Source organism: Streptomyces yongxingensis (assembly GCF_055597465.1).
In genome coordinates this window covers 4565416-4588925 of the sequence record NZ_CM145717.1, presented here as the reverse complement: position 1 = coordinate 4588925, position 23510 = coordinate 4565416, and the positions used below count along the sequence as shown (strand labels likewise).

Below are 23510 nucleotides of genomic sequence, written 5' to 3'. Positions count from 1 at the left end.
TGACCGCTGCCCGGAACGCATGGCGATCGAGGCGCCCGACCCCCGTGACGGGGGCGGGCGCCTCGTCGTTGTTGTCACCGGCGGCGCTCCCGGCCGCGGATATGGGCGGAGTGTCGCGTTATGGGGGATGAGAGGCCATCTATAAAGATGTGCGCCGGAGCGCGTTGCATACCGGACAAAAGGGGTTCCAAGGATGGGCGCATCGGTGTCACGTCATGGCTTCACCATCGTCGGCGGACGGGGCCGTGGCTACCGCCCCGCGCAGGTCGACCGCTATGTGGCCGACCTGTCCGAAGCGCGGGACGCGGCGTGGGAGCGCGCCGCGCGCCTCACCGTGCTGGCCAATGAGCTGACCGCCGAGGCGGAGCGGCTGCGCGAGGTGATCTCCCAACTGGCCCCCCAGACCTACGAGTCCCTCGGCGACCGGGCCCAGCTGATCCTGATGGCGGCCGAGGAGGAGGTCGTCTGTCTGCGGGCGGCGGCCGAGGCGACGGCGCAGGAGGAGTGGGAGGCGGCCCAGGCCGTGGCCCGTACGGTGCGGGACGCCGCCCGTGACGAGGCCGAGCTGGTCCGCGAGGCCGCCGAGGCGGCGGCGCGCGCCACCGTGGAGTCGGCCCAGGTGGACGTGGACGAGCTGCGGGCCGTATCGCGCCAGGACGCCAAGGAATGGCGGGCCCAGGCGCTGGCGGAGCTGAAGGAGATGCGCCGGCGCTGCGCCGAGATCCTGGCCGAGCAGGAGCGGGAGCACGCCGAGCGGTGGGAGGCGGCGGGCCGCGAACTGGCCGAGCGGGACAACGCGATGACGGCCCGGGTGGCCCAGCTTGAGGAGTACGCCCAGGCGGGGCTCGCCGACGCCAAGCGGGAGTACGGGATGGCCGAGCAGGCCGCGCGGCTGCGGCAGGAGGACGCGCAGGCGCAGGCGGCGGAGATCATCGCCCAGGCGCGGGCCCGGGAGGAGCGGCTGGCGCGGGAGACGGAGCGGACGCTGCGCGAGCATGTGGAGCGGCGCGAGGAGCTCAAGGCGCATCTGGAGCATGTGCGCGGCAGTTTGGCGGCGCTGACCGGCAGGCCGGTGTCGGAGGACGCGGCGACCGCCCCGCACCACGAGTCCTGACCCCACCGGCGGACCGCCGACGGATCGCGACGCCTGCGGCGGGCTGTTCCCCTCCCCGCCCCTCCCCGAAACTGGGGCTCCGCCCCAGACCCCGACGGGGCTCTGCCCCGGGCCCCGATGGGGCTCTGCCCCGGGCCCCGATGGGGCTCTGCCCCAGCCCGACCGGGGCTCCGCGCCACGCCCCGGACGGGGGCTCCGCGCCACGCCCCGGACGGGGCTCCGCGCCACGCCCCGGACGGGGGCTTCGCCCCGTCCCTCAGCATCGATATGCGGCTCCGCCGCGTGGTCCGCCGGACACCCCGCAGGCACCGGCGGACCGCCAACGGGCCTACGTGCCGACGAGCCGCGTCGGGCCCACGTATCCCCGACGAGCCGCGTCGGGCCCACGTACCCCCGACAAGCCGCGTCCGGCCCCCGCACCGGGCGGCCGCCGGCGTCTCCGGCCGCCGTTCAGGCTTCCGCGTCCGCCTCCGCCTCCGGACGGACCGGGAAGCGGCGCGGGGCGAGGAACACCAGGGCCAGCAGGGCCAGCAGCGCGGCCGTGGCCGAGCCCAGGTAGACGTGGTCGACGGCGGTGTCCACGGCCCGCCGCAGGTAGTCGGCCGCCTGGTCGGTGAGGGCACGGGGGTGCTCCAGGGCGCGCGAGACCGAGTCGAGGTCGTCGGGCAGCCCCGGCCGGATCGCGGCGGGGGCCTCGGTGAGCCGGGAGGCCAGCGTCGCGTTGGCGACGGCGCCGAAGAGAGCCGCCCCGACGCTCTGGCCGACCTGGCGGCAGAAGAGGATCGAGGCGGTGGCGGTGCCGCGCTCGGCCCATTCGACGGACGACTGCACCCCGATGATCAGCGGCAGTTGGAACAGCCCGAGCGCGCCCCCGAGCAGCAGCATGATCAGCGCGGGCTGCCAGGCGGCGCCCGGATAGGGGAGGAGCGGGAAGGCGGCCAGGATCAGCGTGGCGGCCGTCATGCCGGTGATGGCGCAGCGCCGGAAGCCGACGCGGTTGTAGACGCGGCTGCTGAGCGCGGCCGCGATCGGCCAGCTCAGCGTCATCGTGGACAGCACGAATCCGGCCGGTATCGGTCCGAGCCCCAGCACCGACTGGGCGTAGGTGGGCAGGAAGACGGTCGGGGCGATCATGAGCAGACCGAGCGCGGCGAAGGCGACGTTGACCGCCGAGATGGTGCGGCGGCGCCAGACCCACCCAGGGATGATCGGTTCGGCGGCGCGCCGTTCGATCCATACGGTGGCCGCGGCGCACACCGCGGCGCCGCCGAGCATCGTGAGCGAGGGCGCGGACAGCCAGCTCCAGGCCACCCCGCCCTGGACGAGGGCGGTCAGCAGCAGTCCGCCGCTGAGGAACACGCCGAGCGCCCCGGCCCAGTCGACCCGGGGGCGGCTCTCCCGGTGCCGTCGCGGTTCGTGCAGATGGCGGGTGATCAGGGTGAACGCCAGGGCGCCGACCGGCAGATTGATGAGGAAGATCCAGCGCCAGTCGGCGTATCCGGCCAGCATTCCGCCGATCGCGGGGCCCGCCACGGAGGAGAGCGCCCACACCGAGGAGAGCCGGGCCTGGATCTTCGGGCGTTCCTTGAGCGGATAGAGGTCGGCGGCGACGACCTGGATGGTGCCCTGGAGCGCCCCGCCGCCCAGCCCCTGGACGACCCGGAAGGCGATGAGGGAGGCCATGTTCCAGGCGCCCGCGCACAGCAGCGAGCCGATGACGAAGAACACGACGCCCGCGAGCAGGATGGGCTTGCGGCCGAAGGTGTCGGAGAGCTTTCCGTACAGCGGCAGGGAGACCGTGACGGCGAGCAGATAGCCGGAGAAGAGCCAGGAGAAGACGGAGAAGCCGCCGAGGTCGCCGACGATCTGCGGGACGGCGGTGGAGATGATGGTCGAGTCCAGCGCGGCCAGCGACATGCCGAGCATCAGGGCGGCGACGACGGGGCGGCGGCCGCTGGGGGCGGGGGTCTCGGAGTGGAGCTGGGGTGCGGGGGGACTGGGGTCCGCGTCCATCGGCCGTCGTGCGGTGCCGCCCACGGTGGCGCGCTCCCTCCGCCGGTCCGCGCCGGCACGTGTCCCTGATGTTCGTACGACGGACTCGCGTGCGCACGATTCTTGTACGACCCACGATTCCATGCCGGGGCAGGCTGGCGGAAGAACGCATCCGGGCTGTCCAGGCGGCCCGGTTTGAGCCCGACGTGGCGGGAGGGTGCGGCATCGACCCCGAGCCCGGGGTCAGACCCAGGACTCACTCCCCTAGGGGATGCCCACCCTGTACTCCTACTCCCGGTTCGTCCGGGCGGATGAGGAGCCTGTCGTCCCCACTTCATATGGTTGCTACGGGCTGCGCGACCGAGGGGGTGGGGCTAGCCCTACCGCTGAGAGGGAGTCATTCCCCATCGCGGAGGTTCCCGGATCGCGGCAGTCTTATTGCGGCGATCGGGGAACAGAGATCGCCGATCGGACACCGAAGGAGAAAGACCGTGACAACGGCTGTATCGATTCCCAGGACCGGGGGCAGCGGAGGACATACGGCCGTCGCCGCCCGCGCACGTCAGGTGGTCAAGGCGTACGGCTCCGGGGAGACCCGGGTGGTCGCGCTGGACCATGTGGACGTGGACATCGCGCGGGGGCAGTTCACCGCGATCATGGGCCCGTCCGGCTCCGGCAAGTCGACCCTGATGCACTGCCTGGCCGGTCTGGACACCGTCAGCTCCGGGCAGATCTTCATCGACGAGACCGAGATCACCAAGCTGAAGGACAAGAAGCTCACCAGGCTGCGCCGGGACCGGATCGGCTTCATCTTCCAGGCGTTCAACCTGCTGCCGACGCTCAGCGCGATCGAGAACATCACGCTGCCGATGGACATCGCGGGCCGCAAGCCCGACCGGGCCTGGATGGACCGCGTGGTGGAGACCGTGGGTCTGGCCGGCCGGCTCAAGCACCGTCCGAACCAGCTCTCCGGCGGTCAGCAGCAGCGCGTGGCCGTGGCCCGCGCCCTCGCCGCCCGCCCCGAGATCATCTTCGGTGACGAGCCGACCGGAAACCTGGACTCGCGGGCCGGTGCCGAGGTGCTGGGCTTCCTCAAGCGGTCGGTGGACGAGCTGGGCCAGACCATCGTGATGGTCACCCATGACCCGGTCGCCGCCTCCTACGCCAACCGGGTGCTGTACCTGGCCGACGGCCGGATCGTCGACGAGATGCACAACCCGACGGCCGACCTGGTCCTGGAGCGCATGAAGCATTTCGACGCGCGGGGACGGGTGTCATGACCGTCCTCAAGACCTCACTGCGCAACTTCGTCGCCCACAAGGGGCGGATGGCGCTGTCCGCGATCGCCGTGCTGCTGTCGGTGGCCTTCGTCTGCGGCACGCTCGTCTTCACCGACACCACCAACGCCACGTTCGACAAGCTCTTCGCGAGCACGGCCTCCGATGTCACGGTCAGTCCCAAGGGCGTCAGCGACAAGGACACCCGGCAGGGCCGGATCCGTACCCTGCCCGGCTCGGAGCTGGCGCGGCTGAAGCAGGTGGACGGCGTCAAGTCCGTGATGGGCGACGCCACCAGCCAGTCGGTCACCGCCGCCGACCGTAACGACAACAGCATCGGCTCGGACACCGGCGCCCCGACCGTCGGCACCAACTGGGACCCGACCGAGAAGCGCTCGGTCAAGATCACCTCCGGCCACGCCCCGCGCGGCCCGACCCAGGTGATGGTCGACGCCGACACCGCCAAGAACAAGAAGCTGAAGCTGGGCGACGAGGTGCGGATCATCGCCATTCCGGGCGAGTTCCGCGCGAAGATCGTCGGCATTGCCACGTTCCAGGTGACCAACCCCGGCGCCACGCTGATCTACATGGACACCGACACCGCGCAGCGCAAGCTGCTCGGCGCCCCCGGGGTCTACTCCAGCTACTCGCTCACCGCCCAGGCGGGCGTCAGCCACGACCAGCTGAAGAAGAACGTCGTGTCCGATCTCGGCACCGGGGTCAAGGTGCAGACGAAGGCCGAGTCCAGCAAGGAGGCCGAGGACGACATCGGCTCGTTCCTGGACGTGATGAAGTACGCGATGCTCGGCTTCGCCGGGATCGCGGTCCTGGTCGGCATCTTCCTGATCGTCAACACCTTCTCGATGCTGGTCGCCCAGCGCACCCGTGAGATCGGCCTGATGCGGGCCATCGGCTCCAGCCGGAAGCAGATCAACCGGTCGGTGCTGATCGAGGCGCTGCTGCTCGGCGTCGTCGGCTCGATCCTCGGCGTCCTCGGCGGCGTCGGCCTCGCGGTCGGCCTGATGAAGATCATGGGCAGTGCGGGGCTCCACCTGAGCACCGACCAGCTCACGGTGAAGGCCACCACGCCCATCGTCGGCATCGGCATCGGCGTCGTGGTCACCGTCATCGCGGCGTACATCCCCGCCCGCCGGGCCGGGAAGATCTCCCCGATGGCGGCCCTGCGCGACGCGGGCACCCCGGCGGACAGCAAGGCCGGATGGATCCGCGGCGCGATCGGCACCCTGCTCACCGCGGGCGGCGCGGCCTCCCTGGTGGTCGCGGGGAACGCGGACAAGGCGGTCGACGGCTCGATGTTCCTGGGCCTCGGTGTGGTGCTGACGCTCATCGGCTTCATCGTCATCGGCCCGCTGCTGGCCGGTCTGGTGGTCCGCGTGCTGGCCACCGTCGTGCTGCGGATCTTCGGCCCGGTCGGCCGGCTGGCCGAGCGCAACGCGCTGCGCAACCCGCGCCGCACCGGCGCCACCGGCGCGGCCCTGATGATCGGCCTGGCGCTGGTCGCCTGTCTGTCGGTGGTGGGCTCCTCGATGGTCGCCTCGGCCACCGACGAGCTGGACAAGTCGGTGGGCGCGGACTTCATCGTCCAGTCCGACACCGGCCAGCCGATCACCAAGGGGATCGCGGACGCGGTGCACCGGGCCAAGGGGCTGAAGCACATCAGCGAGGCCAAGGACATCGAGGGCACCAAGCTCACCCTGCCCGACGGCAAGACGGTCACCGAGGACCTCTCGGCCGCCAGCCCGACGTACGCCCAGGACCTGCGCACCCCGGTCGTCGAGGGCGACCTGTCCGCCGCGTACGGCAAGGACGCCATGTCGGTGCCGGAGGGCTTCGCCAAGGACCACAAGGTGAAGAAGGGCGACACCCTTACCGTCGCCTTCAAGGAGGGCCGCACGGCCAAGCTGACCGTCGCCGCCATCACCTCGGACGACGTCAGCCTCGACAAGGGCGCGATGTACACCAACATCGCCACCGTCGAGCGTTACGTCCCCGCCAAGCTGATCCCGGCGGACGTCATGATGCTGGCGCAGGCCAAGGACGGCCAGGAGAAGCAGGCGTACGCCTCGCTCAAGTCCCAGCTGCACCACTACCCGTCGGTGAAGGTGCGCGACCAGACCGACTACAAGCAGGAGGTCAAGGACCAGGTTGGTCAGCTGCTCAACCTGGTCTACGGCCTGCTGGCACTCGCGATCATCGTCGCCGTCCTCGGCGTGGTGAACACCCTGGCCCTCTCGGTCGTCGAGCGGACCCGCGAGATCGGCCTGATGCGCGCCATCGGCGTCTCCCGCCGCCAGATGCGCCGCATGATCCGCCTGGAGTCCGTGGTCATCGCCCTCTTCGGCGCCCTGCTGGGCCTCGGGCTCGGCATGGGCTGGGGCACCACGGCCCAGAAGCTGCTGGCGCTCGAGGGTCTGAAGACCCTGGAGATCCCGTGGCCGACGATCATCACGGTCTTCATCGGCTCCGCCGTCGTGGGCCTGATCGCGGCCCTGGTCCCGGCCTTCCGGGCGGCGCGGATGAACGTCCTGAACGCGATCGCCACGGAATAGCAGAGCCAACGGGGGAAATGAGGCCCGCTGCCCCTCCAGGAGGGAGGGGCAGAAGGGCGACCGGCCCGGTGTGCGACGGGGGAGCGCACCGGGCCGGTTTTTTCCTGTGCGCCTTTCTTCTGTGCACCCGGTTTTTTCCTGCGTACCGAGGCGAATTCGACCACCGGCCGCCATATCGAGGCCGAGTTCGCGGAGCGAGGCGCTCAGGTCAGTTGATGCCCCACGGGTCGGTGATCTGCGCGGAGTCGGTGGTGCCGTCGGCGTTGTGCCACAGACAGATGCGACTTTCCACCTCAGCGAGAAAGCTAGCCGGACGAACTCGAGGAATTCACTAGAGCTGTGACCGCGCGATTCGGGTGAGGAGGCGTCGGCGTATTCCGGAACGGCAAATCCGCCGCCCGGGTGGGCCCGCAGAATTCCGGCGCAATGTCAATGTATTCGTCGCTGATGGCCGATTCTCTGCCGCACGGCTACTGGCCCCGTGGTTTGACTTCGAGTGCGCTCCAACTCCTAGCGTGATCGTCACGACCACGAAGGAGGTACCCGATGTCCGAACTGCCCACCCGTCACCTGGGCGCCCTGACCGTCGCGGCCCAGGGGCTGGGCTGCATGGGGATGAGCCACGGCTACGGCGCCTCGGACGACGCCCAGTCGATCGCCACCCTCCACCGCGCCCTCGACCTCGGCGTCACGCTGCTGGACACCTCCGACTTCTACGGGGCCGGGCACAACGAGGAGCTGCTCGGCCGGGCCCTGGCCGGGCGGCGGGAGCGGGCGGTGCTGGCCACCAAGTTCGGGTTCGCCAACCGGCTGGGGGAGCCGACCGCGATCCGGGGGGACGCCGCGTACGTGCGCCAGGCGTGCGACGCCTCGCTGCGGCGGCTCGGCGTCGATCACATCGACCTCTACTACCAGCACCGCGTCGACCCCGACGTCCCCATCGAGGAGACCGTCGGCGCCATGGCCGAGCTGGTCCGGGCGGGCAAGGTGCGCCACCTCGGCCTGTCCGAGGCGAGCGCGGAGACCATCCGCCGTGCCCACGCGGTGCACCCCATCGCGGCCCTGCAGAGCGAATGGTCGCTGTGGACGCGGGACCTGGAGCACGAGATCGTCCCGGTCTGCCGCGAGCTCGGCATCGGCCTCGTCCCCTTCTCCCCGCTCGGCCGCGGCTTCCTCACCGGCCGCTACACCTCGACCGACGGCCTGCCGGAGGGCGACGTACGCCGCACCCAGCCCCGGTTCGCCGACGGCAACCTCGAGAAGAACCTGGCCATCGTGGAGAAGCTGAACGAACTGGCCGCCGCGAAGGGCGTCACCGCCGGCCAGCTCGCCCTCGCCTGGGTGCAGCACCGCGGCGACGACGTGGTCCCCATCCCGGGCACCCGGCGCCAGAAGTACCTGGAGGAGAACCTGGCCGCCGCCACCCTCGAGCTGGCCCCCGAGGAGCTGTCCGCGATCGACGCCGCCGCCCCGGCCGACCGGATCGCCGGCACCCGCTACGACGAGAAGAGCCTCACCTTCGTCAACCGCTGATCCTCCGGACCGATGAGTTTCGGGGCGGCCCGGGGTCTTTGGTGGTGAACGCCTCACCCCAAGGGAGATCACCATGACCGAGACCGCGAAAGGCGCCCGTTTCACCGAGGTGGGCCGGGTCGCCGTCACCGTCGCCGATCAGGACCGGGCGCTGGAGTTCTATGTGGGCACGCTCGGCTTCGAGAAGCGTGCGGACATCCCCTTCGGGGACGGTCACCGCTGGATCGAGGTAGCCCCGGCGGGCGCCCCGACCGGGATCGCGCTGGTCCTGCCGCGCGAGGGCGGGCAGGGCCCGGGCTATGACACCGGCATCATCCTCACCTCCGAGGACATCGACGCCGACCACGCGGCGCTGCGCGAGCGCGGCGTCGACACCGACCCGGAGGTCCAGCGCTGGGGCGCCCCGGTGCCGCCGATGTTCAGCTTCCGGGACGGGGACGGCAACGTGCTGATGGTCGTCGAGAACGGCTGACCGTATCGATCACCGGTGAAGAGCCGGTCCGCGGTCGGGGGCGGACCGGCTCTTCGGCGTGGTTATGACGTAGGGCCGCTGATGCGCGCGGCGCGGGCACGGAGCAGCAGCGCGACCCAGCTGCGGTAGGGCTGCCAGCGGTCGGCGATGTCGGCCAGTCGGCGGATGTCGCCCGAGGCGGTCTGGTCGAGGCCGTACGCGGCGGCCATGGCCGCGTGCAGCCGCGGCTCGTGACGCGGGAAGACGTCGGGGTGCCCGGCGCCCCGGATGAGGATGAGTTCGGCGGAGAACGGGCCGATGCCGGGGAGGCCGCGCAGCGCCGCGAGGGCGTCGTCCACCGGCATCGAGCGCAGCCGTGCGGCGTCGAGTTCACCGGCGTCGGCCGCTTCGGCCACCGCGTGCAGCCGCTCGATCTTCACCTCGGTCAGGCCGGGGGCGCGGGTGACCGCGAGCAGGGCCGGTGGAGTGGGGAAGGCGTACCGGATCCGGCCCTCGATCCGGACGCGCCGTCCGTGCAGCTCGGCGAGGCGGGCCTTGATGGCGGCGGCCTGGGTCATGCGGATGCGGTGGCCGATGACCGCCCACGCGGCGGCTTCGTAGGGCGAGTGGAAGCACACCGGCCGAAGGCCCGGATAGTCCGCCATGAGCCCGGCCACCACGGGGTCGGCGGCGGCGAGTTCGGGGAACCCGCTTCCGTCGACGTCGAGGGAGAGGATGCGGGCCAGCTGGGCCCGGGCGGCCTCGCCGGGTCCGGGTCCGGCGGATACGGGCCCGGCGGACCCGGGGTCCGCCGGAGTGTCGGGATACGTGGTGAACTCGGCCCGGACCCTGCCCGCTGCTCCCTCCGCCGTCTCCTCCTGCCGCACCGCGACGGCCACCGTCGAGTGGCCGTCGTCGGCGGGGAAGGCCAGGCGGAGCACGTCGTCCGCCGCGCCCTGGTAGCTCGCTGGGGTGAAGCCCTCCAGGAAGCGCAGGCTCGCCGCGAGCGAGAAGGGGCCGGACGGGGTGAGGACGACGGCGGTCACGGTCAGCCTCCGTGCGCCGTGAGGGCGTAGCCCTCCGGGCCGATGAAGGTGAACGTGCGGCCGAAGGGGCTGTCCTGAGGCGGGCTGAGGATGGGCACCCCGGCGGCGGCGAGCTGGTCGTGCAGCGCCTGGGCGTCCGTGGTGCGGAACCACAGGGCCACCCCGAGACCGGGCCGTGCGATGTCGTCGAGCTCCACGCCCGGCAGCGGCTCGCGGACGGCGAACGGGATCGGCTCGGTGGTGAACACCACCGCGCCGGGCGGCGAGGCCGGTGCGCGCCGCAGGCCGAGGTGGGTTTCGCAGAAGGCGGCCGCCGCCTCGACATCGCGTACCTGGAGGGCGATGAAGTCGGGGCCGTCGATGGTGGCGGGCATGGGTTCTCCCCGGTTGTTGGTGAGCCAGTGCTTTCGATGTCAGGACTTTGACATGACGGGACTGTACGCACGGCCGCCTCCTATGTCAAAATCCTGACATGGAAGACCGGACGCCCGTGGCCCCGCCGCACCCCGCCGACGACATCACCGAGCATGTGGGCTACCGCCTCAAACGCGCCGCCGCGGCGCTGCGCGGCGCCATGGACAAGGCGCTGCGCGAGCACGGGCTGACGGTGCCGCAGTACGCGTGCCTCGAACTCCTCGACCAGCGGCCCGGCCTGTCCAACGCCGAGCTCGCCCGCTCCACGTTCGTCACCCGGCAGTCCATGAACGTCGTGCTCCGCGGGCTCCAGGACGCGGATCTGATCTCCCGGCCCGCCACCACCGACCACGGCCGCGCGCTCCCCGCCCACCTCACCGAGCGCGGCCGCGAACGGCTCGACGCGGCCCGGTCCGCCGTCTACGCCATCGAACGGACGATGGTCGACGCCCTCCCACAGCGGCGTCTGGCCGCCCTCCTCGCCGACCTCGACCGCATGGCGGAGGCCCTCGGCGGCTGACCTGCCCCTGCCTCAGTCGCGGGGGAGCAGGGTGCCGAGCGGGCCGAGGTCCAGGTTGAGGTCGTCCGGTGTCAGGCCGTGCTGGTCGCACAGCTCCGCCATGCGCTGGTCGAGCAGCATCAGCGTGGTGCCGATGCGCTCGATCTGGTCCTCGGTGAGGCCGCCCGCGTCGATGCGGCGGATGGCCTGGCGTTCCATCAGTTGGCGGAGCAGTTCGACGACCGTCAGCACCAGGGCCACCAGGTCGCGGCCGACCGCGTCGCGGTCGATGTCCACGCGGGAGGGGGCGGAGGGGAGCGGGGCCGAGGGGGTCATAGTGGGCCGCTGCCGGTCCATGGGGCGGGCACCCGTTCGTTGACCGAGGAGAGGAGGGCGTGCAGGGAGAGGCGGACGAGGGGGACCTCGGCGATGGCGATGACCAGGTCGCCGCTGATGACGACGCCGGTGGCGAGCACCCGGTCGAGGAGGTCCACGAGGGGGACGCCGAGCGGGCCCAGGGCCTCGGCGGGAGTGGTTCCCCATTCGGGGGCCTCTTCGCGGGCGATGTCGGCGGGGGTTGCTTCCCACAGGGCTCTTGCCGGGGTGGTTTCCCGGGCGGGGCCGGTCATGGGGTCGCTCCGCCGTCGGCGAGCCTTCCGTCGGCGAAGGAGTAGGGCGCCCACGGTCCGGAGAGTTCGATCTGGACGTCCGTCTCGTCGCGGCGCAACGACGCGAGGGCGGCGCGCAGTTCGCGCTCCCGGCCCAGGTCGAGGAGGTAGGCCGCGTTCAGCACATGGGTGCGGTGCTTCCCGGTCACCTCGACGCCGTGCGGGCGCAGTCGGCGCGCGGCCACGGCGAGGCCCCGGACGGCGGTGTCCACCCGCTCGGCGGCCCGCAGCGCCAGGGTGCGGCGCTGCTCGCGGCCGCGCTGCCGGGTGCGGACGCGGTCCAGATAGGCGCGGCCGCTGACGGCTCCCGCCACCGGGGCCGCTTCCGGGGCGGTGTCCGGGGTGGGCGGCGGTCCCGTGGGGGCGTAGACCTTGACGCCCCATTCGACCCGGCCCGCGATCCGGTCCAGGGCGGTCAGGAAGGACGTCTCCCGCTCGCCCAGGGCCTCGCGGACCCGGCCGTCGTCGAGATAGACCGTGGCCAGGGGCAGGGGGACGGCCGGGGCGAGCGCCGACGCCGCCGTGATCACCGCGTGGTGGGCGCGGGCGCAGCGCTCCAGCTCGGCGCCGTCGGACAGCCGGCGCCGCAGCGCCTCCTCGTCGTACCCGGCCGCGGGCACGTCCTGGACCACGGCGGTGAGCGGGCCTGCCGCCAGCGTACGGACCGGGGCGCCGGTGCCGAGCCCGGGGAGTTCCGCCAACGGCACCGCCGACGCGGTGAGGCCGCCGCCTCGGCAGACGGCGAAGGCGTAGGTGAGGGTGGGGGCGGGGGTGGGGTTCGCGGGCGGGGTCATCGGGGGCTCCGGTCCTCCGTCGCGCCGACCGCGCTCAGCTCCTCCGACGCGCTCAGCTCCTCCGCGCCGATCCGTGACTCCAGGGCGTGGAGCCGCTCCCGCAGTTCCGCGTTCTCCTGGGCGAGGGCGTCCCGCGCGGCGCGCGACGAGAGCGCGGGATCGGTTTCCCACCAGTCGATTCCGGCCTTACGGGCGGTGTCCACGGAGGAGATGAACAACCGCAGCCGGATGGTGAGCAGTTCGATGTCCAGCAGGTCGATCTTGATGTCCCCGGCGATCACGATGCCCTTGTCCAGGACCCGCTCCAGGATCTCGGCGAGGTCGGAGGGGTGCCGCTCGGCGGTCACGGACGGGGGGTGGACCAGATCGCGTTCAGTCATGGCGCCGCACCCTCGCCCTTCCTCGCGGGCCGCCCGAGCGCTCCAGCAGATCCAGCAGCCGGTCCTCCTCCCGGTCGAACTCCTCCGGGCCGATCGCCCCCGACTCCAGGGCCTCGTTCAGCGCGGCGAGCCGGGCGCGCAACACCGACGGATGGCACATCTCCTCCTCCGCCATGTCTCGCATGCGCTCCGCGACCCACACCACCCCGCGCACCGGCGCCAGCGGGAAGAGGACGACCTGGCTCAGCACGCCCATCTCAGGCCCGGCCTTCCGTGAAGCTGTAGCAGGGCAGCGGGCCGTTGAGCCGCAGCTCGACCCGGTCGCGGTGGGCGGCCGCGAGGCGTTCCACGGCGCCCTCGAACCGCCGTTGCTCGCGCAGGTCCAGCAGGAACGAGGCGTTGAGCACGCATCCCTCGACCTCCGGGCCGTGCACCGTGGCGTCCGCCACGGCCGAGAGCTCGCCGAGCACCGTGGACGCGGCGGCCGTCGCCCTGCGCTTCAGCCCGCGTGCCACGGCCTCGCCGAGCCGCACGCTCGCCTCGTACCCCGGGGCCCGGCGCGCGGCGGTGCGCAACCGGCTCACCTCGGGGTCCTCCCGGACCAGCGAGCCCAGGTCGGCCTCGGTGGGCAGCGCCTTGAGGTTCATCTCGATCCGCCCGTCGACGCGTTCCAGCGCGGTCAGGCAGTCGTTCTGTGTGCAGAGCAATTGCCGCCGCACCGACTCCTCGTCGGGGGCGACCATCCCGAAGCGCATCGGCAGCACCGGCCCGTCCCGCCCCAGCGTCAGGGCGAGGTCCTGGTGGGCGAGGAGGTCGCGGCGTTTGGCACGCAGCCGGGCGGGAGCGTCGCTGATCACCGCGGCCAGCGCTCCGGCCCGCAGGGTACGGACCGGGGCGGGCCGTTCGCCCACCCCGGTGCGGCCGGGCGGCACCGTGTGGGAGGCGCGGACGACGCCGTAGACGTACACGCTCCGGGGCGTGGGCGTGGGCGTGGACGCGGGTGTCGGCGCGGGCGCGGTCATGGATCAGTCCTCCTCGGCAGGCTCGGAAGGCTCTGAGGCAGAAGCGGAACGGCGGCGGGTGGGGGCGGTGCGCCGCCGGGGGCGGCTCTCCCGCTCGTCCCGCTCCCCCTGCTCCCCTTCGTCTTCCTCCTCGTCATCGGCCCCGACGGCCCGCTTGACCTTCTCGCCCACGCCCGCCACCGCCTTCTTGGCCTTCTTCTTGCCGAGTCCCGTGGCCATCCGCCCGGCCGGGCTCCCACCGCCGCCCGCCATCCCGCCCAGCAGTTCCGGAACGGTCTTGCTGCGGTCGAATTCGAGGTCCACGCGGTTGCATGCCTCGGCGAAGCGGAGGTAGGTGTCCACGCTGGCGACCACGATCCGGGCGTCGATCTTCAGGATCTCGATGCCGACGAGGGAGACCCGGATGAAGACGTCGATCACCATGCCCCGGTCGAGGATGAGTTCCAGGCAGTCGTAGAGGGTGCCGGTCCGCTGGATGCAGACGACCTCTTCGGTGTAGGTGCCAGTGGGCATCGCGGGGCGTCCTTTCGGCCGTCGTCTCAGCAGTCGTCGGCCGCACCGCGCCGGTAGCGGCGGACCCTCCGGTATTCCTGCAGTTCGCCCCGCTGGTCGATGCGCACCTCGTACGTGGCCAGCAGGCTGGTGGTGTCGGGGATCCGGGCGACCTCGAGGACGTCCACGCTGACGAGCCAGCCGTCCTCCTGGCGGGCCACGCCGCTGACGCCCTCGGGCTCATGGACGATCAGTGAGGCGAGCTGTTCGCACGCGTGCCGGGCGGCCTCGGCCGGTTTGGGCGGCCGGGGACGGGGGCTCGTCCTGGTGGGCGACGGGCGCGGGTCTCGCTCTGCCATGTGCATCAGTGTGATCACAGGGCGTGTCCGGCCGCCCGTCGTGATGGGCCGGACGGGCTGTGCGGTACGCCCCCGGCCCCGGTGCGCTCACGAGGGAGTGCACCGGGACCGGGGGCGTCATCGGCTCAGCCCGCGCTGAGGCGGTCGAGGGCGCCTGCTTTGACGGCGCGTATGAAGGCGCGGAACGTCGTGGGAGTGCAGGTGGCCGTGACGTCAGGCGCGTCGCTCTCGCGCATTTTGACCCTGCCGTCGTGGTCGGTGGCTACGTAGACGCAGTTCGCCGCGTTGCCGCTGAACGACGACTTCTGCCAGTTGTCGGTGGACGTGGACACGGACGTTCCTTCGCTAGATGCCCTGCGTGACGTGGTGAATCATGTCGCGTGACGCTGCCGACTCGAGGGCGAGGGCCTCCATCCGGTCCAGCGTGCTGCGGTACCTGGTCAGTTGAGGCTGGGTATCCAGGAACTCGGAGCCATGGTCCGTGTCGAGTTCAACGGTGTCCAGATGTGGAACCGGCCCGCTCAGGTGGACGATGGCCTGCCCAGAACTCGGGAAGGCACCCGAGCCGAACGGGATCACCCGTACGGTGATGTGCTCCTGCTCGCTCATCGAGAGCAGGTGTTCAAGCTGGGCGCGGGCCACGTCCGGACCGCCGAAGTCCATGCGCAGAGCGGCCTCGTGAATGATCGCGGTCAGCGGGGTCGGCCGCTCTCCGTAGAGCACCGCCTGACGTTTGATCCGGTACGAGACCCGGTGCTCGACTTCATGCGGAGCGAGGGGCGGCTCGACCGCGCTGATGATCGCGCGAGCGTGCTCCCTGGTCTGTAGGAGTCCGGGCAGATGGATGACACAGGCGATCCGCATGGACCAGGCGTGGTGCTCCAGTTCGGCCATGTCGAGCATGCTGGGCGGAAGGATGTCGCGGTACTCGTCCCACCAACCCCGTGTCCGGCCACCGGTCATCTCCGCGAGTGCTTCGATCAGCGCCTGATCCGCGCAGCCGTACGCCCGCGCCATGGCGCGCACCCGGTCGGCGCTCACCGTCGCGCAGGTCGAAGCCCGTGCGGACGAGCTGGTCCGTGCGGCAGCGGCGCTTTACCTGGACGGCATCGCCTACCAGGGGCAGTCGCCCGGTGTGCAGGAGGAGGTCCACCTTGAAGGCCCACTTATCTCCGGTGCAGTCGAACTGATCCGGAAAGGGGCAGGAATCGCTGGTTCCGCAGCGGAACGCATGTGAAGATGGCTCGCGGCCGGTTGCCCGTGATGGATAACCGGCCATGGGTGGAAAATACCGTTGGGGAATAATGCGTACACATAAGGCCGTGGCCGGCCTGGCCATCATGGTAGCCCTGCTGGCGGGCTGCTCCGACGATGGCGACAAGGGCAAAGCTGAGGACGGCGGCATGGTGACTGTCGAATTCAAGGTGACGGGGGATTCGCCCGCGAGCGTATATATCCCCGGCATCAATTCGAGTCTGTATACCGATGCCAAGAAGAGCGGCGGGGACGCCGACCTGGATCTCGAAAACGTCAAGACGCCGTGGTCGAAGAAGTTCAAGGTGAAGCCCGGACGGTCGCTGTCGTTGCAGGCGGGTTCCGCGGAGCCGAAGAAGGAAATCGGCTGCCAGATATTCGTCGACGGGAAGCTCAAGGACGAGGAGACGCGGAAGAACAAGCCCGGCAGCACCCTCACGGCCGGGTGCTCGAGCGCGACCCCGGGCTGATCGGGGGCGCGATCCACAATCGGGGCGCGATCCGCGGGGGCTCGGGCGGGCGACGGACCGGCGGAGATTGTCGGCGGGTGGCCGTACTCTGGAAGACCCCCGGCCCGTGAGACGTGTCGGGTCGTTCGCGTTGTCCGCCTCCGGGATGGAATACCCCTTTATGAGCCTCACCGGTCTGCTCGACGCCGTCGTAAGGGATCCCGCGCTCGCCGAGGCGGTGCGTGGCGCCGCCGACGGCCATCGCCCCCACGTCGATCTGGTCGGCCCGCCCGCCGCCCGTCCGTTCGCCGTCGCCGCGCTGGCGCGCTCCGCGGGCCGTCCCGTGCTCGCGATGACGGCCACCGGCCGGGAGGCGGAGGACCTGGCGGCGGCGCTGCGCTCGCTGCTGCCGCCGGACGGGGTGGTGGAGTACCCGTCCTGGGAGACGCTGCCGCACGAGCGGCTCTCCCCGCGCTCGGACACCGTCGGGCGGCGCCTCGCCGTGCTGCGCAGGCTGGCCCATCCGAGGCAGGACGACCCGGCGGCCGGTCCCGTCTCGGTCGTCGTCGCGCCCGTACGGTCGGTGCTCCAGCCGCAGGTCAAGGGGCTCGGTGACCTGGAGCCGGTGAGCCTGCGAGCCGGGCAGACCGCCGATCTGGAAGAGGTCGTGGACGGGCTCGCGGCCGCCGCGTACTCCCGGGTCGAACTGGTCGAGAAGCGCGGCGAGTTCGCCGTGCGCGGCGGCATCCTGGACGTCTTCCCGCCGACCGAGGAGCATCCGCTCCGGATCGAGTTCTGGGGCGACGACATCGAGGAGATCCGCTACTTCAAGGTGGCCGACCAGCGGTCGCTGGAGGTCGCCGAGCACGGGCTGTGGGCGCCACCCTGCCGGGAGCTGCTGCTGACCGACGACGTACGGGAGAGGGCCGCGGCCCTCGCCGAGGCCCATCCCGAGCTGGGCGAGCTGCTCGGCAAGATCGCCGAGGGGATCGCGGTCGAGGGCATGGAGTCCCTGGCCCCCGTCCTGGTGGACGACATGGAGCTGCTGCTGGACGTCCTCCCCGCGGGGAGCATGACGGTCGTCTGCGACCCGGAGCGGGTGCGCACCCGGGCGGCGGACCTGGTGGCCACCAGCCAGGAGTTCCTCCAGGCGTCCTGGGCGGCCACCGCCGGGGGCGGGGAAGCCCCGATCGACGTCGGCGCGGCCTCGCTGTGGAGTATCGCGGACGTCCGTGACCACGCCCGTGAGCTGGGCATGATGTGGTGGTCGGTGAGCCCCTTCGCGGCCGATGAAGAGCTGGACGCTGACACCGTCAAGCTGGGCATGCACGCCACCGAGAGCTACCGCGGCGACACCGCCCGGGCGCTGGCCGACACCAAGGGCTGGCTCGCCGACGGCTGGCGCACGGTCTATGTGACCGAGGGCCACGGCCCCGCCTCCCGCACCGTCGAGGTGCTCGGCGGCGAGGGGATCGCGGCCCGGCTGGACGGCGACCTCACCGAGATCAAGCCGTCCGTGGTGCACGTGGCCTGCGGCTCGATCGACTACGGCTTCATCGACCCGGCCCTGAAGCTGGCCGTGCTGACCGAGACCGACCTGTCCGGGCAGAAGGCCGCGGGCAAGGACGGGGCGCGGATGCCCGCGCGCCGCCGTAAGACGATCGATCCGCTCACCCTCGAGGCGGGCGACTTCATCGTCCACGAGCAGCACGGCGTGGGCCGTTACATCGAGATGGTGCAGCGCACCGTCCAGGGCGCCACCCGCGAATATCTGGTGGTGGAGTACGCCCCGGCCAAGCGCGGCCAGCCCGGCGACCGGCTCTTCGTCCCCACCGACCAGCTTGAGCAGGTCACCAAGTACGTGGGCGGCGAGGCGCCGACCCTGCACCGGCTCGGCGGCGCCGACTGGACCAAGACCAAGGCGCGCGCCAAGAAGGCCGTCAAGGAGATCGCCGCCGACCTGATCAAGCTCTACTCGGCCCGGATGGCGGCGCCCGGCCACGCCTTCGGCGCGGACACCCCCTGGCAGCGGGAGCTGGAGGACGCGTTCCCGTACGCGGAGACCCCCGACCAGCTCACCACCATCGCCGAGGTCAAGGAGGACATGGAGAAGTCGGTTCCGATGGACCGGCTGATCTGCGGCGACGTCGGCTACGGCAAGACCGAGATCGCGGTCCGCGCGGCCTTCAAGGCGGTCCAGGACGGCAAGCAGGTGGCGGTGCTGGTGCCCACGACCCTGCTGGTGCAGCAGCACTTCAGCACCTTCGGCGAGCGGTACGGCCAGTTCCCCGTCAACGTCAGGGCGCTCTCCCGCTTCCAGACCGACACCGAGGCCAAGGCGGTGCTGGAGGGGCTGCGGGACGGCTCGGTCGACATCGTCATCGGCACCCACCGGCTCTTCTCCTCCGAAACCAAGTTCAAGGACCTGGGCCTGGTCATCGTGGATGAGGAGCAGCGGTTCGGCGTCGAGCACAAGGAGCAGCTCAAGAAGCTCCGCGCCAATGTGGACGTGCTGACCATGTCCGCCACGCCCATCCCGCGCACCCTGGAGATGGCGGTCACCGGCATCCGCGAGATGTCCACGATCACCACCCCGCCGGAAGAGCGCCATCCGGTGCTGACCTTCGTCGGTCCGTACGAGCAGAAGCAGATCGGCGCGGCGATCCGGCGCGAGCTGCTCCGCGAGGGCCAGGTCTTCTACATCCACAACCGGGTGGAGTCCATCGACCGGGCCGCCGCCCGGCTGCGCGAGATCGTCCCCGAGGCGCGGATCGCCACCGCCCACGGGCAGATGTCGGAGAGCGCGCTGGAGCAGGTCGTGGTCGACTTCTGGGAGAAGAAGTTCGACGTCCTGGTCTCCACGACCATCGTCGAGTCCGGGATCGACATCTCCAACGCCAACACCCTGATCGTCGAGCGCGGCGACAACTTCGGCCTCTCCCAGCTGCACCAGCTGCGCGGCCGGGTCGGGCGAGGGCGCGAGCGCGGTTACGCGTACTTCCTCTACCCGCCCGAGAAGCCGCTCACGGAGACCGCCCATGAGCGGCTGGCCACGATCGCCCAGCACACCGAGATGGGCGCGGGCATGTATGTGGCGATGAAGGACCTGGAGATCCGCGGCGCGGGCAATCTGCTCGGCGGCGAGCAGTCCGGCCACATCGCGGGCGTCGGCTTCGACCTCTACGTCCGGATGGTCGGCGAGGCCGTCGCCGACTACCGCGCCTCGATCGAGGCGGGCGAGGGCGAGCCCGCGGAGGCCCCGCTGGAGGTCAAGATCGAGCTTCCGGTCGACGCGCACGTCCCGCACGACTACGCCCCCGGCGAGCGGCTGCGCCTCCAGGCGTACCGGGCGATCGCCTCCGCAGGCAGCGAGGAGGACATCCGTGCCGTCCGCGAGGAGCTCACCGACCGCTACGGCAAGCTCCCCGAGCCGGTGGAGAACCTCCTCCTGGTCGCCGGTCTGCGCCTGCTGGCGCGCGCCTGCGGCGTCACCGACATCACCCTCCAGGGCTCCAACATCCGCTTCTCCCCGGTGGAGCTGCGCGAATCCCAGGAGCTGCGCCTCAAGCGCCTCTACCAGCGCTCGGTCATCAAGCCGGCCACCAAGCAGGTCCTGGTGCCCCGCCCCGCCACCGCCCGCATCGGCGGAAAGCCGCTGGTGGGGCGGGAGCTGCTGGCGTGGACCGGGGAGTTCCTGACGACGATCCTGGGGTCGTGAGGGCGGTACTGGGGGCGTGAGGGTGATCCTGGGGGCGTGATGGCGATCGGGCTCAGGCGATGCGGATCTGTTGATCGTCGATTTCGAGCACCAGGGTCAGCCGCGCCCCCAGCGCCTGCGCATAGGCGCGCATCGCCGTGAGGTCCACTGACTTGCCCTGCTCCAGCTGGGAGACGCGGGCTTGGGTGATACCGAGCTGGGCGGCGGCCTGCTGCTGGGTGAGACCCCGCTCCCTCCGCAGCCGCTGTAGGTGATGGCCCAGGAGGTGGGCCTCCTGGGCCAGACGCGCCGCCTCCTTCCGCGCCGCCCACTCCGCGTCGCCCACCTCGGGGTGGGCCTCGCGGCGGACCCGCTCGCCGCTCCTCTTGACCTCGTCCCACGAGATGAAACCGTTCATTCCGCCGCCTTCTCCTTGCGGTCGAGGTACTCCTGGTAGCGCTCCTCGGCGAGTGGGACGGCGGTGTCGTACCAGCGCCGCCAGTTGCCCGCCTTGTCGCCCGCCACGAGGAGGATGCACTCCCGGTCGGGGTCGAAGACGAAGAGGATGCGGATTTCGGTCCGGCCCGCCGAGCCCGGGCGTAACTCCTTGAGGTTCTTCATCGAGCTGCCGTGGATCACATCGGCCATGGGACGGCCGAGGCTCGGTCCTATGTCCGCCAGCAGCTCGATGGCCTGCTCCACCGAGTCGGCCGAGTACGGATCGTGAGCACATAGGGCGAGGAACCAGGCGGCCACCTCGTCATGGATGTTGATTGACCACGTCACGAGCGAGTATAAGCAGCTGCTTGTAAAAGCGCACCCTTGTAAGACAAGCTCATTCCCTCGAATGGGTGGGCCTGCCTGTGCCGGTCTCCACGGGGACAGGGGCGGGCCGCGCGCGACACCCCCGTCGTCGCGCGGCGGCCGGCCCCGGCTCATGAGCCCGGCGGGGTGGCCGGGTGCGGTGCCGTGCGGGTGGGGGTAACGCGCCCTCGGCCCTCGATCCTCGGCGAGAGGCGAGGCTCGGCGCGGCCCGTCGTGGCTTGTCCAGGACAATATGCGCCCGCTCCACCCGTGACGAGGAACGATGTGCACAGTGAGCCCGCCGGGCGGTTCCCGTTCGAACGGTGAGTGCGGCGGCGAACGGTGAGCGCGCCCGCGCGGTCCCCGGTCGGTGGCGGTTCCCGGGGCGCCTTCGGTCGCGGGGTGCCTGGGCTCCGCGCGAGCCCGGCGCCCGTTCCGGCGCCGCACCCGGCTCGAGGCGGTCCCGGCGGCGCTGCGGCTCTTGCAAGCGACCTCGGTCGCGAGGGGGCCCGACTCCGGGGACGGCCGGGCTCAGAGCGAGCCCAGGGCCCGCATCGCGAGCCATAGTTCGTACTTCGCGCTCGGCGCCGTCAGCAAGGAGCGACCCAGGACGTCCTCCGCCCTGGTCAGGCGCTTGCGGGCGCCCGGGAGCGAGATGCCCAGGGCGGCGGCCGCGGCGGGGAGGCGGGCGTCGGCGCGCAGCCAGGTGCGTACGGTCTCCAGGCCGGTCGCCGGACCGGCCTGCTCCAGGGGGCGCACCTGGGCCCGGGCCCAGGCCCCGGCGGCCGGGGTGCCCAGCACCGCGTCCAGCGTGGCGGTGTGCCCCGGCGGGGCCTGGGCGCGAGCCGTCGCGGCCTGGGGCGCGGTGTGCAGCCGCAGCGCCAGCCACGCGGCCGACTGCGCGGCCAGGCTGCGGCTGACCTCCACGCCCAGCAGCTCGTCCAGATGGCGCATCCGCGCCGCGAGCGTATTGCGGTGGATCTTCAGATGGCGGCTGGCCGCCCCGCCGAAGCTGAGCCATGAGCCGAGCGTGCCCAGCAGCTCCTGCGGGCCGGGGTCGGCGCGGCGGGCCGGTGCGTACCGCAGGCAGGGTGCCAGGAGCTCGCTCGCCCACACATAGCCCTCCGGGCCCGCCAGGACGGTCACATCCACATCGCCGCCGAAGCCCGCGCGGCGCTCGGGCGCGTTACGGGCCACCGCCAGCGCGTGGATGGCCTGCTCGTACGCGGTCGGCGTGTCCCGCAGCGCGACCGCCGCGCTCACCCCGACCCGGCACTCGGGCGCCAGCCGGACGATCAGCAGGTCCAGCGGGTCACGGAGCCGCGGGCCGAGCGGAGCACCGCTCACCGGGCCCGGCTCGGGCGGTACGAGCGCGAGGAGGTGGTTCGGGCGCACCGGACACGGCACGATCCACGCCCCGCCTCCGGCCTCGCGGTCGATCCGCCGGGCGATCTCGCGCCGCCGCGCGTGCGGACACTCGATCACATACATCTGGACCACCGCGGGCAGCGCCGGCCGCAGCGCTCCGGCGATCCGCCGCGCGGCGGGCACGCTGCCCACCATCAGCAGATGCAGCACCGCCTCCCGGCTGTGCTCCTCGGCCGACTCGATCCGCCGCCGCGCCCGCTCGGACTGCTCCAGCCGCCAGCACAGGGCGAGGGTGCGGGCGGCGTCGGCGAGCAGCGTTCCGCAGTGCGGATCGTCCGGCCCGACGACGGCGAGATACGTCCTCGGGTCGGTGTCGAGCGCGATCAGATGCACCGGGGGCCCCTCGCCCCCGCCCAGTACGGCGGACGCCGCCCCGCGCCGGTGCAGCTCGACGGCGGCGTCGGCGGCGGCATCGGCCGCGAGCCGCGCCACCGCCGGGTCGTGCCCCCCGCCCGGCCCGGCCAGCACCCGCCCCGCGTCCCCGACCAGCACCGCCGGGCCCCCGGTCCGCCGGGCCAGCCAGCCGAGCATCTCCCGTACCGCGCCGCGCCGGGTGGTGGCCAGCCGGGCGAGGGCGAGCACGTCATCAGCGCGGTCGGCGCGGTCGGCACGGTCGGCGCGCACGCCGGAGGGCGAGGTGTGCATGAAACAGCACATTAGTTCTGATCGCCTGGGTTTCGGAAAGGGCCCGGCCCGGCCTGTGGAAAACCTGTGGAGACGGCGGAGACCACGGGATAGCCGCCGCCATGACCTCACGGGTAATCGACGCTCCCGGCGGGGCGCGGCAGGCTGATCCGGGTCCGCCGGACAGGCCGGACCCGTTCGCCGGACCCATCCGCCGGACCGGTTCGCCGACCCGCTTGGAGCACTTGGAGGAGCCATGCCCGCCGCCTACGCGCTCGCGCATCTGCACGGCCGCAGCCCGCACCCCGACGTCATCGAGTACCTGGAGCGGATCCAGGCCACCCTCGACCCCTTCCACGGCCGGTTCCTCATCCACGGCGACACGTTGGAGGTGGTCGAGGGGGAGTGGCCGGGCAGTGTGGTGCTGATCGAGTTCCCGGGCGGGATGGCGGACGCCCGCGAGTGGTACGCGTCGCCCGCCTATCAGGACATCCTGGCGCTGCGCACCGATCACATCGAGGGCGATGTGATCCTGGCCGAGGGCGTCGGCCCCGGCTACGACCCACTGAAGCGAGCCGAGAAGCTGCGGACCGCAGACCCCACCGGGTACGCCCGCTAGCGACCACGCCGTCCGGCGGTCCTT

Annotated in this window: 26 protein-coding genes; 10 read left to right on the top strand and 16 right to left on the bottom strand. The window is 71.9% G+C overall.

From position 1 onward, the window contains the following. The first annotated feature begins 193 nt into the window (after positions 1-193). Entirely contained in the window at positions 194-1114 is a 921-nt protein-coding gene (locus tag ACZ6TD_RS19365) for a cellulose-binding protein (RefSeq protein WP_471355641.1), read from the top strand. A 450-nt stretch (positions 1115-1564) separates the two neighbouring features. On the opposite strand, the gene ACZ6TD_RS19360 is transcribed toward ACZ6TD_RS19365, so the two are convergent. Then, complete coding sequence (locus ACZ6TD_RS19360) at positions 1565-3127, bottom strand: MFS transporter (RefSeq protein ID WP_471357880.1); 1563 nt, start codon at positions 3125-3127, stop codon at positions 1565-1567. Positions 3128-3597: 470 nt separating this feature from the next. Between ACZ6TD_RS19360 and ACZ6TD_RS19355 the strand changes: the two genes are divergently transcribed. From ACZ6TD_RS19355 to ACZ6TD_RS19340, 4 genes are all read left to right on the top strand, one after another. Beyond that, positions 3598-4386, top strand: a complete 789-nt coding sequence (locus tag ACZ6TD_RS19355; protein WP_471355639.1) for an ABC transporter ATP-binding protein — start codon at positions 3598-3600, stop codon at positions 4384-4386. Further along, positions 4383-6953, top strand: a complete 2571-nt coding sequence (locus ACZ6TD_RS19350) for an ABC transporter permease (RefSeq protein ID WP_471355637.1) — start codon at positions 4383-4385, stop codon at positions 6951-6953. The genes ACZ6TD_RS19355 and ACZ6TD_RS19350 overlap by 4 nt, the downstream gene beginning before the upstream one ends. 546 nt (positions 6954-7499) lie before the next feature. Beyond that, entirely contained in the window at positions 7500-8486 is a 987-nt protein-coding gene (locus ACZ6TD_RS19345) for an aldo/keto reductase (protein WP_471355634.1), read from the top strand. A gap of 73 nt (positions 8487-8559) precedes the next feature. Then, the gene (locus ACZ6TD_RS19340) at positions 8560-8958 is read left to right on the top strand and encodes a VOC family protein (RefSeq protein ID WP_471355632.1); all 399 of its coding nucleotides are present in this window, start codon (positions 8560-8562) and stop codon (positions 8956-8958) included. 62 nt (positions 8959-9020) lie between these two features. On the opposite strand, the gene ACZ6TD_RS19335 is transcribed toward ACZ6TD_RS19340, so the two are convergent. Then, positions 9021-9983: a DNA-3-methyladenine glycosylase family protein gene (locus ACZ6TD_RS19335; RefSeq protein WP_471355629.1), complete on the bottom strand. Its 963-nt coding sequence runs from the start codon at positions 9981-9983 to the stop codon at positions 9021-9023. Positions 9984-9985: 2 nt separating this feature from the next. Continuing rightward, on the bottom strand, positions 9986-10357 hold the full coding sequence (locus ACZ6TD_RS19330; RefSeq protein WP_471355627.1) for a VOC family protein: 372 nt from the start codon (positions 10355-10357) through the stop codon (positions 9986-9988). 98 nt (positions 10358-10455) lie between these two features. On the opposite strand from ACZ6TD_RS19330, the gene ACZ6TD_RS19325 reads away from it, so the two are divergent. Further along, a complete protein-coding gene (locus ACZ6TD_RS19325; RefSeq protein ID WP_471355625.1) occupies positions 10456-10917 on the top strand; it encodes a MarR family winged helix-turn-helix transcriptional regulator in 462 nt (153 codons plus the stop codon). Positions 10918-10929: 12 nt separating this feature from the next. Here the strand turns inward: ACZ6TD_RS19325 and ACZ6TD_RS19320 are convergent, their stop codons facing one another. The 10 genes from ACZ6TD_RS19320 to ACZ6TD_RS19275 all read right to left on the bottom strand — a co-directional run bounded on the left by ACZ6TD_RS19320 (position 10930) and on the right by ACZ6TD_RS19275 (position 15628). After that, a complete protein-coding gene (locus tag ACZ6TD_RS19320; protein WP_471355622.1) occupies positions 10930-11253 on the bottom strand; it encodes a gas vesicle protein K in 324 nt (107 codons plus the stop codon). Continuing rightward, entirely contained in the window at positions 11229-11462 is a 234-nt protein-coding gene (locus ACZ6TD_RS19315; RefSeq protein ID WP_471357877.1) for a gas vesicle protein, read from the bottom strand. The genes ACZ6TD_RS19320 and ACZ6TD_RS19315 overlap by 25 nt, the downstream gene beginning before the upstream one ends. A 59-nt stretch (positions 11463-11521) precedes the next feature. Then, a complete protein-coding gene (locus tag ACZ6TD_RS19310) occupies positions 11522-12358 on the bottom strand; it encodes a GvpL/GvpF family gas vesicle protein (RefSeq protein WP_471355620.1) in 837 nt (278 codons plus the stop codon). Then, positions 12355-12738, bottom strand: a complete 384-nt coding sequence (locus ACZ6TD_RS19305; RefSeq protein WP_471355618.1) for a gas vesicle protein — start codon at positions 12736-12738, stop codon at positions 12355-12357. Before ACZ6TD_RS19305 ends, ACZ6TD_RS19310 begins: the two co-directional genes overlap by 4 nt. Then, positions 12731-12994, bottom strand: a complete 264-nt coding sequence (locus ACZ6TD_RS19300) for a gas vesicle protein GvpG (protein WP_471355615.1) — start codon at positions 12992-12994, stop codon at positions 12731-12733. Before ACZ6TD_RS19300 ends, ACZ6TD_RS19305 begins: the two co-directional genes overlap by 8 nt. 1 nt (position 12995) lies before the next feature. Then, positions 12996-13760: a GvpL/GvpF family gas vesicle protein gene (locus tag ACZ6TD_RS19295; RefSeq protein WP_471355613.1), complete on the bottom strand. Its 765-nt coding sequence runs from the start codon at positions 13758-13760 to the stop codon at positions 12996-12998. A 3-nt stretch (positions 13761-13763) separates the two neighbouring features. After that, positions 13764-14273 carry a gas vesicle protein GvpJ gene (gene gvpJ, locus ACZ6TD_RS19290; protein ID WP_471355610.1) on the bottom strand — a complete coding sequence of 170 codons (510 nt, stop codon included), beginning with the start codon at positions 14271-14273 and terminating at the stop codon, positions 13764-13766. Positions 14274-14299: 26 nt separating this feature from the next. After that, entirely contained in the window at positions 14300-14611 is a 312-nt protein-coding gene (locus ACZ6TD_RS19285; protein WP_471355608.1) for a gas vesicle protein GvpO, read from the bottom strand. Positions 14612-14736: 125 nt separating this feature from the next. Continuing rightward, a complete protein-coding gene (locus ACZ6TD_RS19280) occupies positions 14737-14943 on the bottom strand; it encodes a DUF397 domain-containing protein (protein WP_471355605.1) in 207 nt (68 codons plus the stop codon). 13 nt (positions 14944-14956) lie between these two features. Then, positions 14957-15628, bottom strand: coding sequence for a DUF5753 domain-containing protein (locus ACZ6TD_RS19275; RefSeq protein ID WP_471355603.1), 672 nt, complete (start codon positions 15626-15628; stop codon positions 14957-14959). On the opposite strand from ACZ6TD_RS19275, the gene ACZ6TD_RS19270 reads away from it, so the two are divergent. From ACZ6TD_RS19270 to mfd, 3 genes are all read left to right on the top strand, one after another. Continuing rightward, positions 15627-15848, top strand: coding sequence for a hypothetical protein (locus ACZ6TD_RS19270; RefSeq protein ID WP_471355601.1), 222 nt, complete (start codon positions 15627-15629; stop codon positions 15846-15848). The genes ACZ6TD_RS19275 and ACZ6TD_RS19270 overlap by 2 nt on opposite strands. Positions 15849-15933: 85 nt before the next feature. Beyond that, positions 15934-16335 (top strand): hypothetical protein, encoded by a 402-nt coding sequence (locus ACZ6TD_RS19265; protein ID WP_471355599.1) that lies wholly within the window; start codon positions 15934-15936, stop codon positions 16333-16335. Positions 16336-16495: 160 nt separating this feature from the next. Then, complete coding sequence (gene mfd / locus ACZ6TD_RS19260) at positions 16496-20032, top strand: transcription-repair coupling factor (protein WP_471355596.1); 3537 nt, start codon at positions 16496-16498, stop codon at positions 20030-20032. 52 nt (positions 20033-20084) lie between these two features. Here mfd and ACZ6TD_RS19255 read toward each other — a convergent pair whose 3' ends face one another. The 3 genes from ACZ6TD_RS19255 to ACZ6TD_RS19245 all read right to left on the bottom strand — a co-directional run bounded on the left by ACZ6TD_RS19255 (position 20085) and on the right by ACZ6TD_RS19245 (position 22888). Next, a complete protein-coding gene (locus tag ACZ6TD_RS19255; protein ID WP_471355594.1) occupies positions 20085-20429 on the bottom strand; it encodes a helix-turn-helix domain-containing protein in 345 nt (114 codons plus the stop codon). Further along, positions 20426-20797 (bottom strand): type II toxin-antitoxin system RelE/ParE family toxin, encoded by a 372-nt coding sequence (locus ACZ6TD_RS19250; RefSeq protein ID WP_374103353.1) that lies wholly within the window; start codon positions 20795-20797, stop codon positions 20426-20428. The genes ACZ6TD_RS19255 and ACZ6TD_RS19250 overlap by 4 nt, the downstream gene beginning before the upstream one ends. A gap of 549 nt (positions 20798-21346) precedes the next feature. After that, entirely contained in the window at positions 21347-22888 is a 1542-nt protein-coding gene (locus ACZ6TD_RS19245; RefSeq protein WP_471355591.1) for a PucR family transcriptional regulator, read from the bottom strand. Positions 22889-23123: 235 nt separating this feature from the next. Here ACZ6TD_RS19245 and ACZ6TD_RS19240 point away from each other — a divergent pair, with 235 nt between their 5' ends. Then, positions 23124-23486 carry a DUF1330 domain-containing protein gene (locus ACZ6TD_RS19240; RefSeq protein WP_471355588.1) on the top strand — a complete coding sequence of 121 codons (363 nt, stop codon included), beginning with the start codon at positions 23124-23126 and terminating at the stop codon, positions 23484-23486. Positions 23487-23510 lie beyond the last annotated feature (24 nt).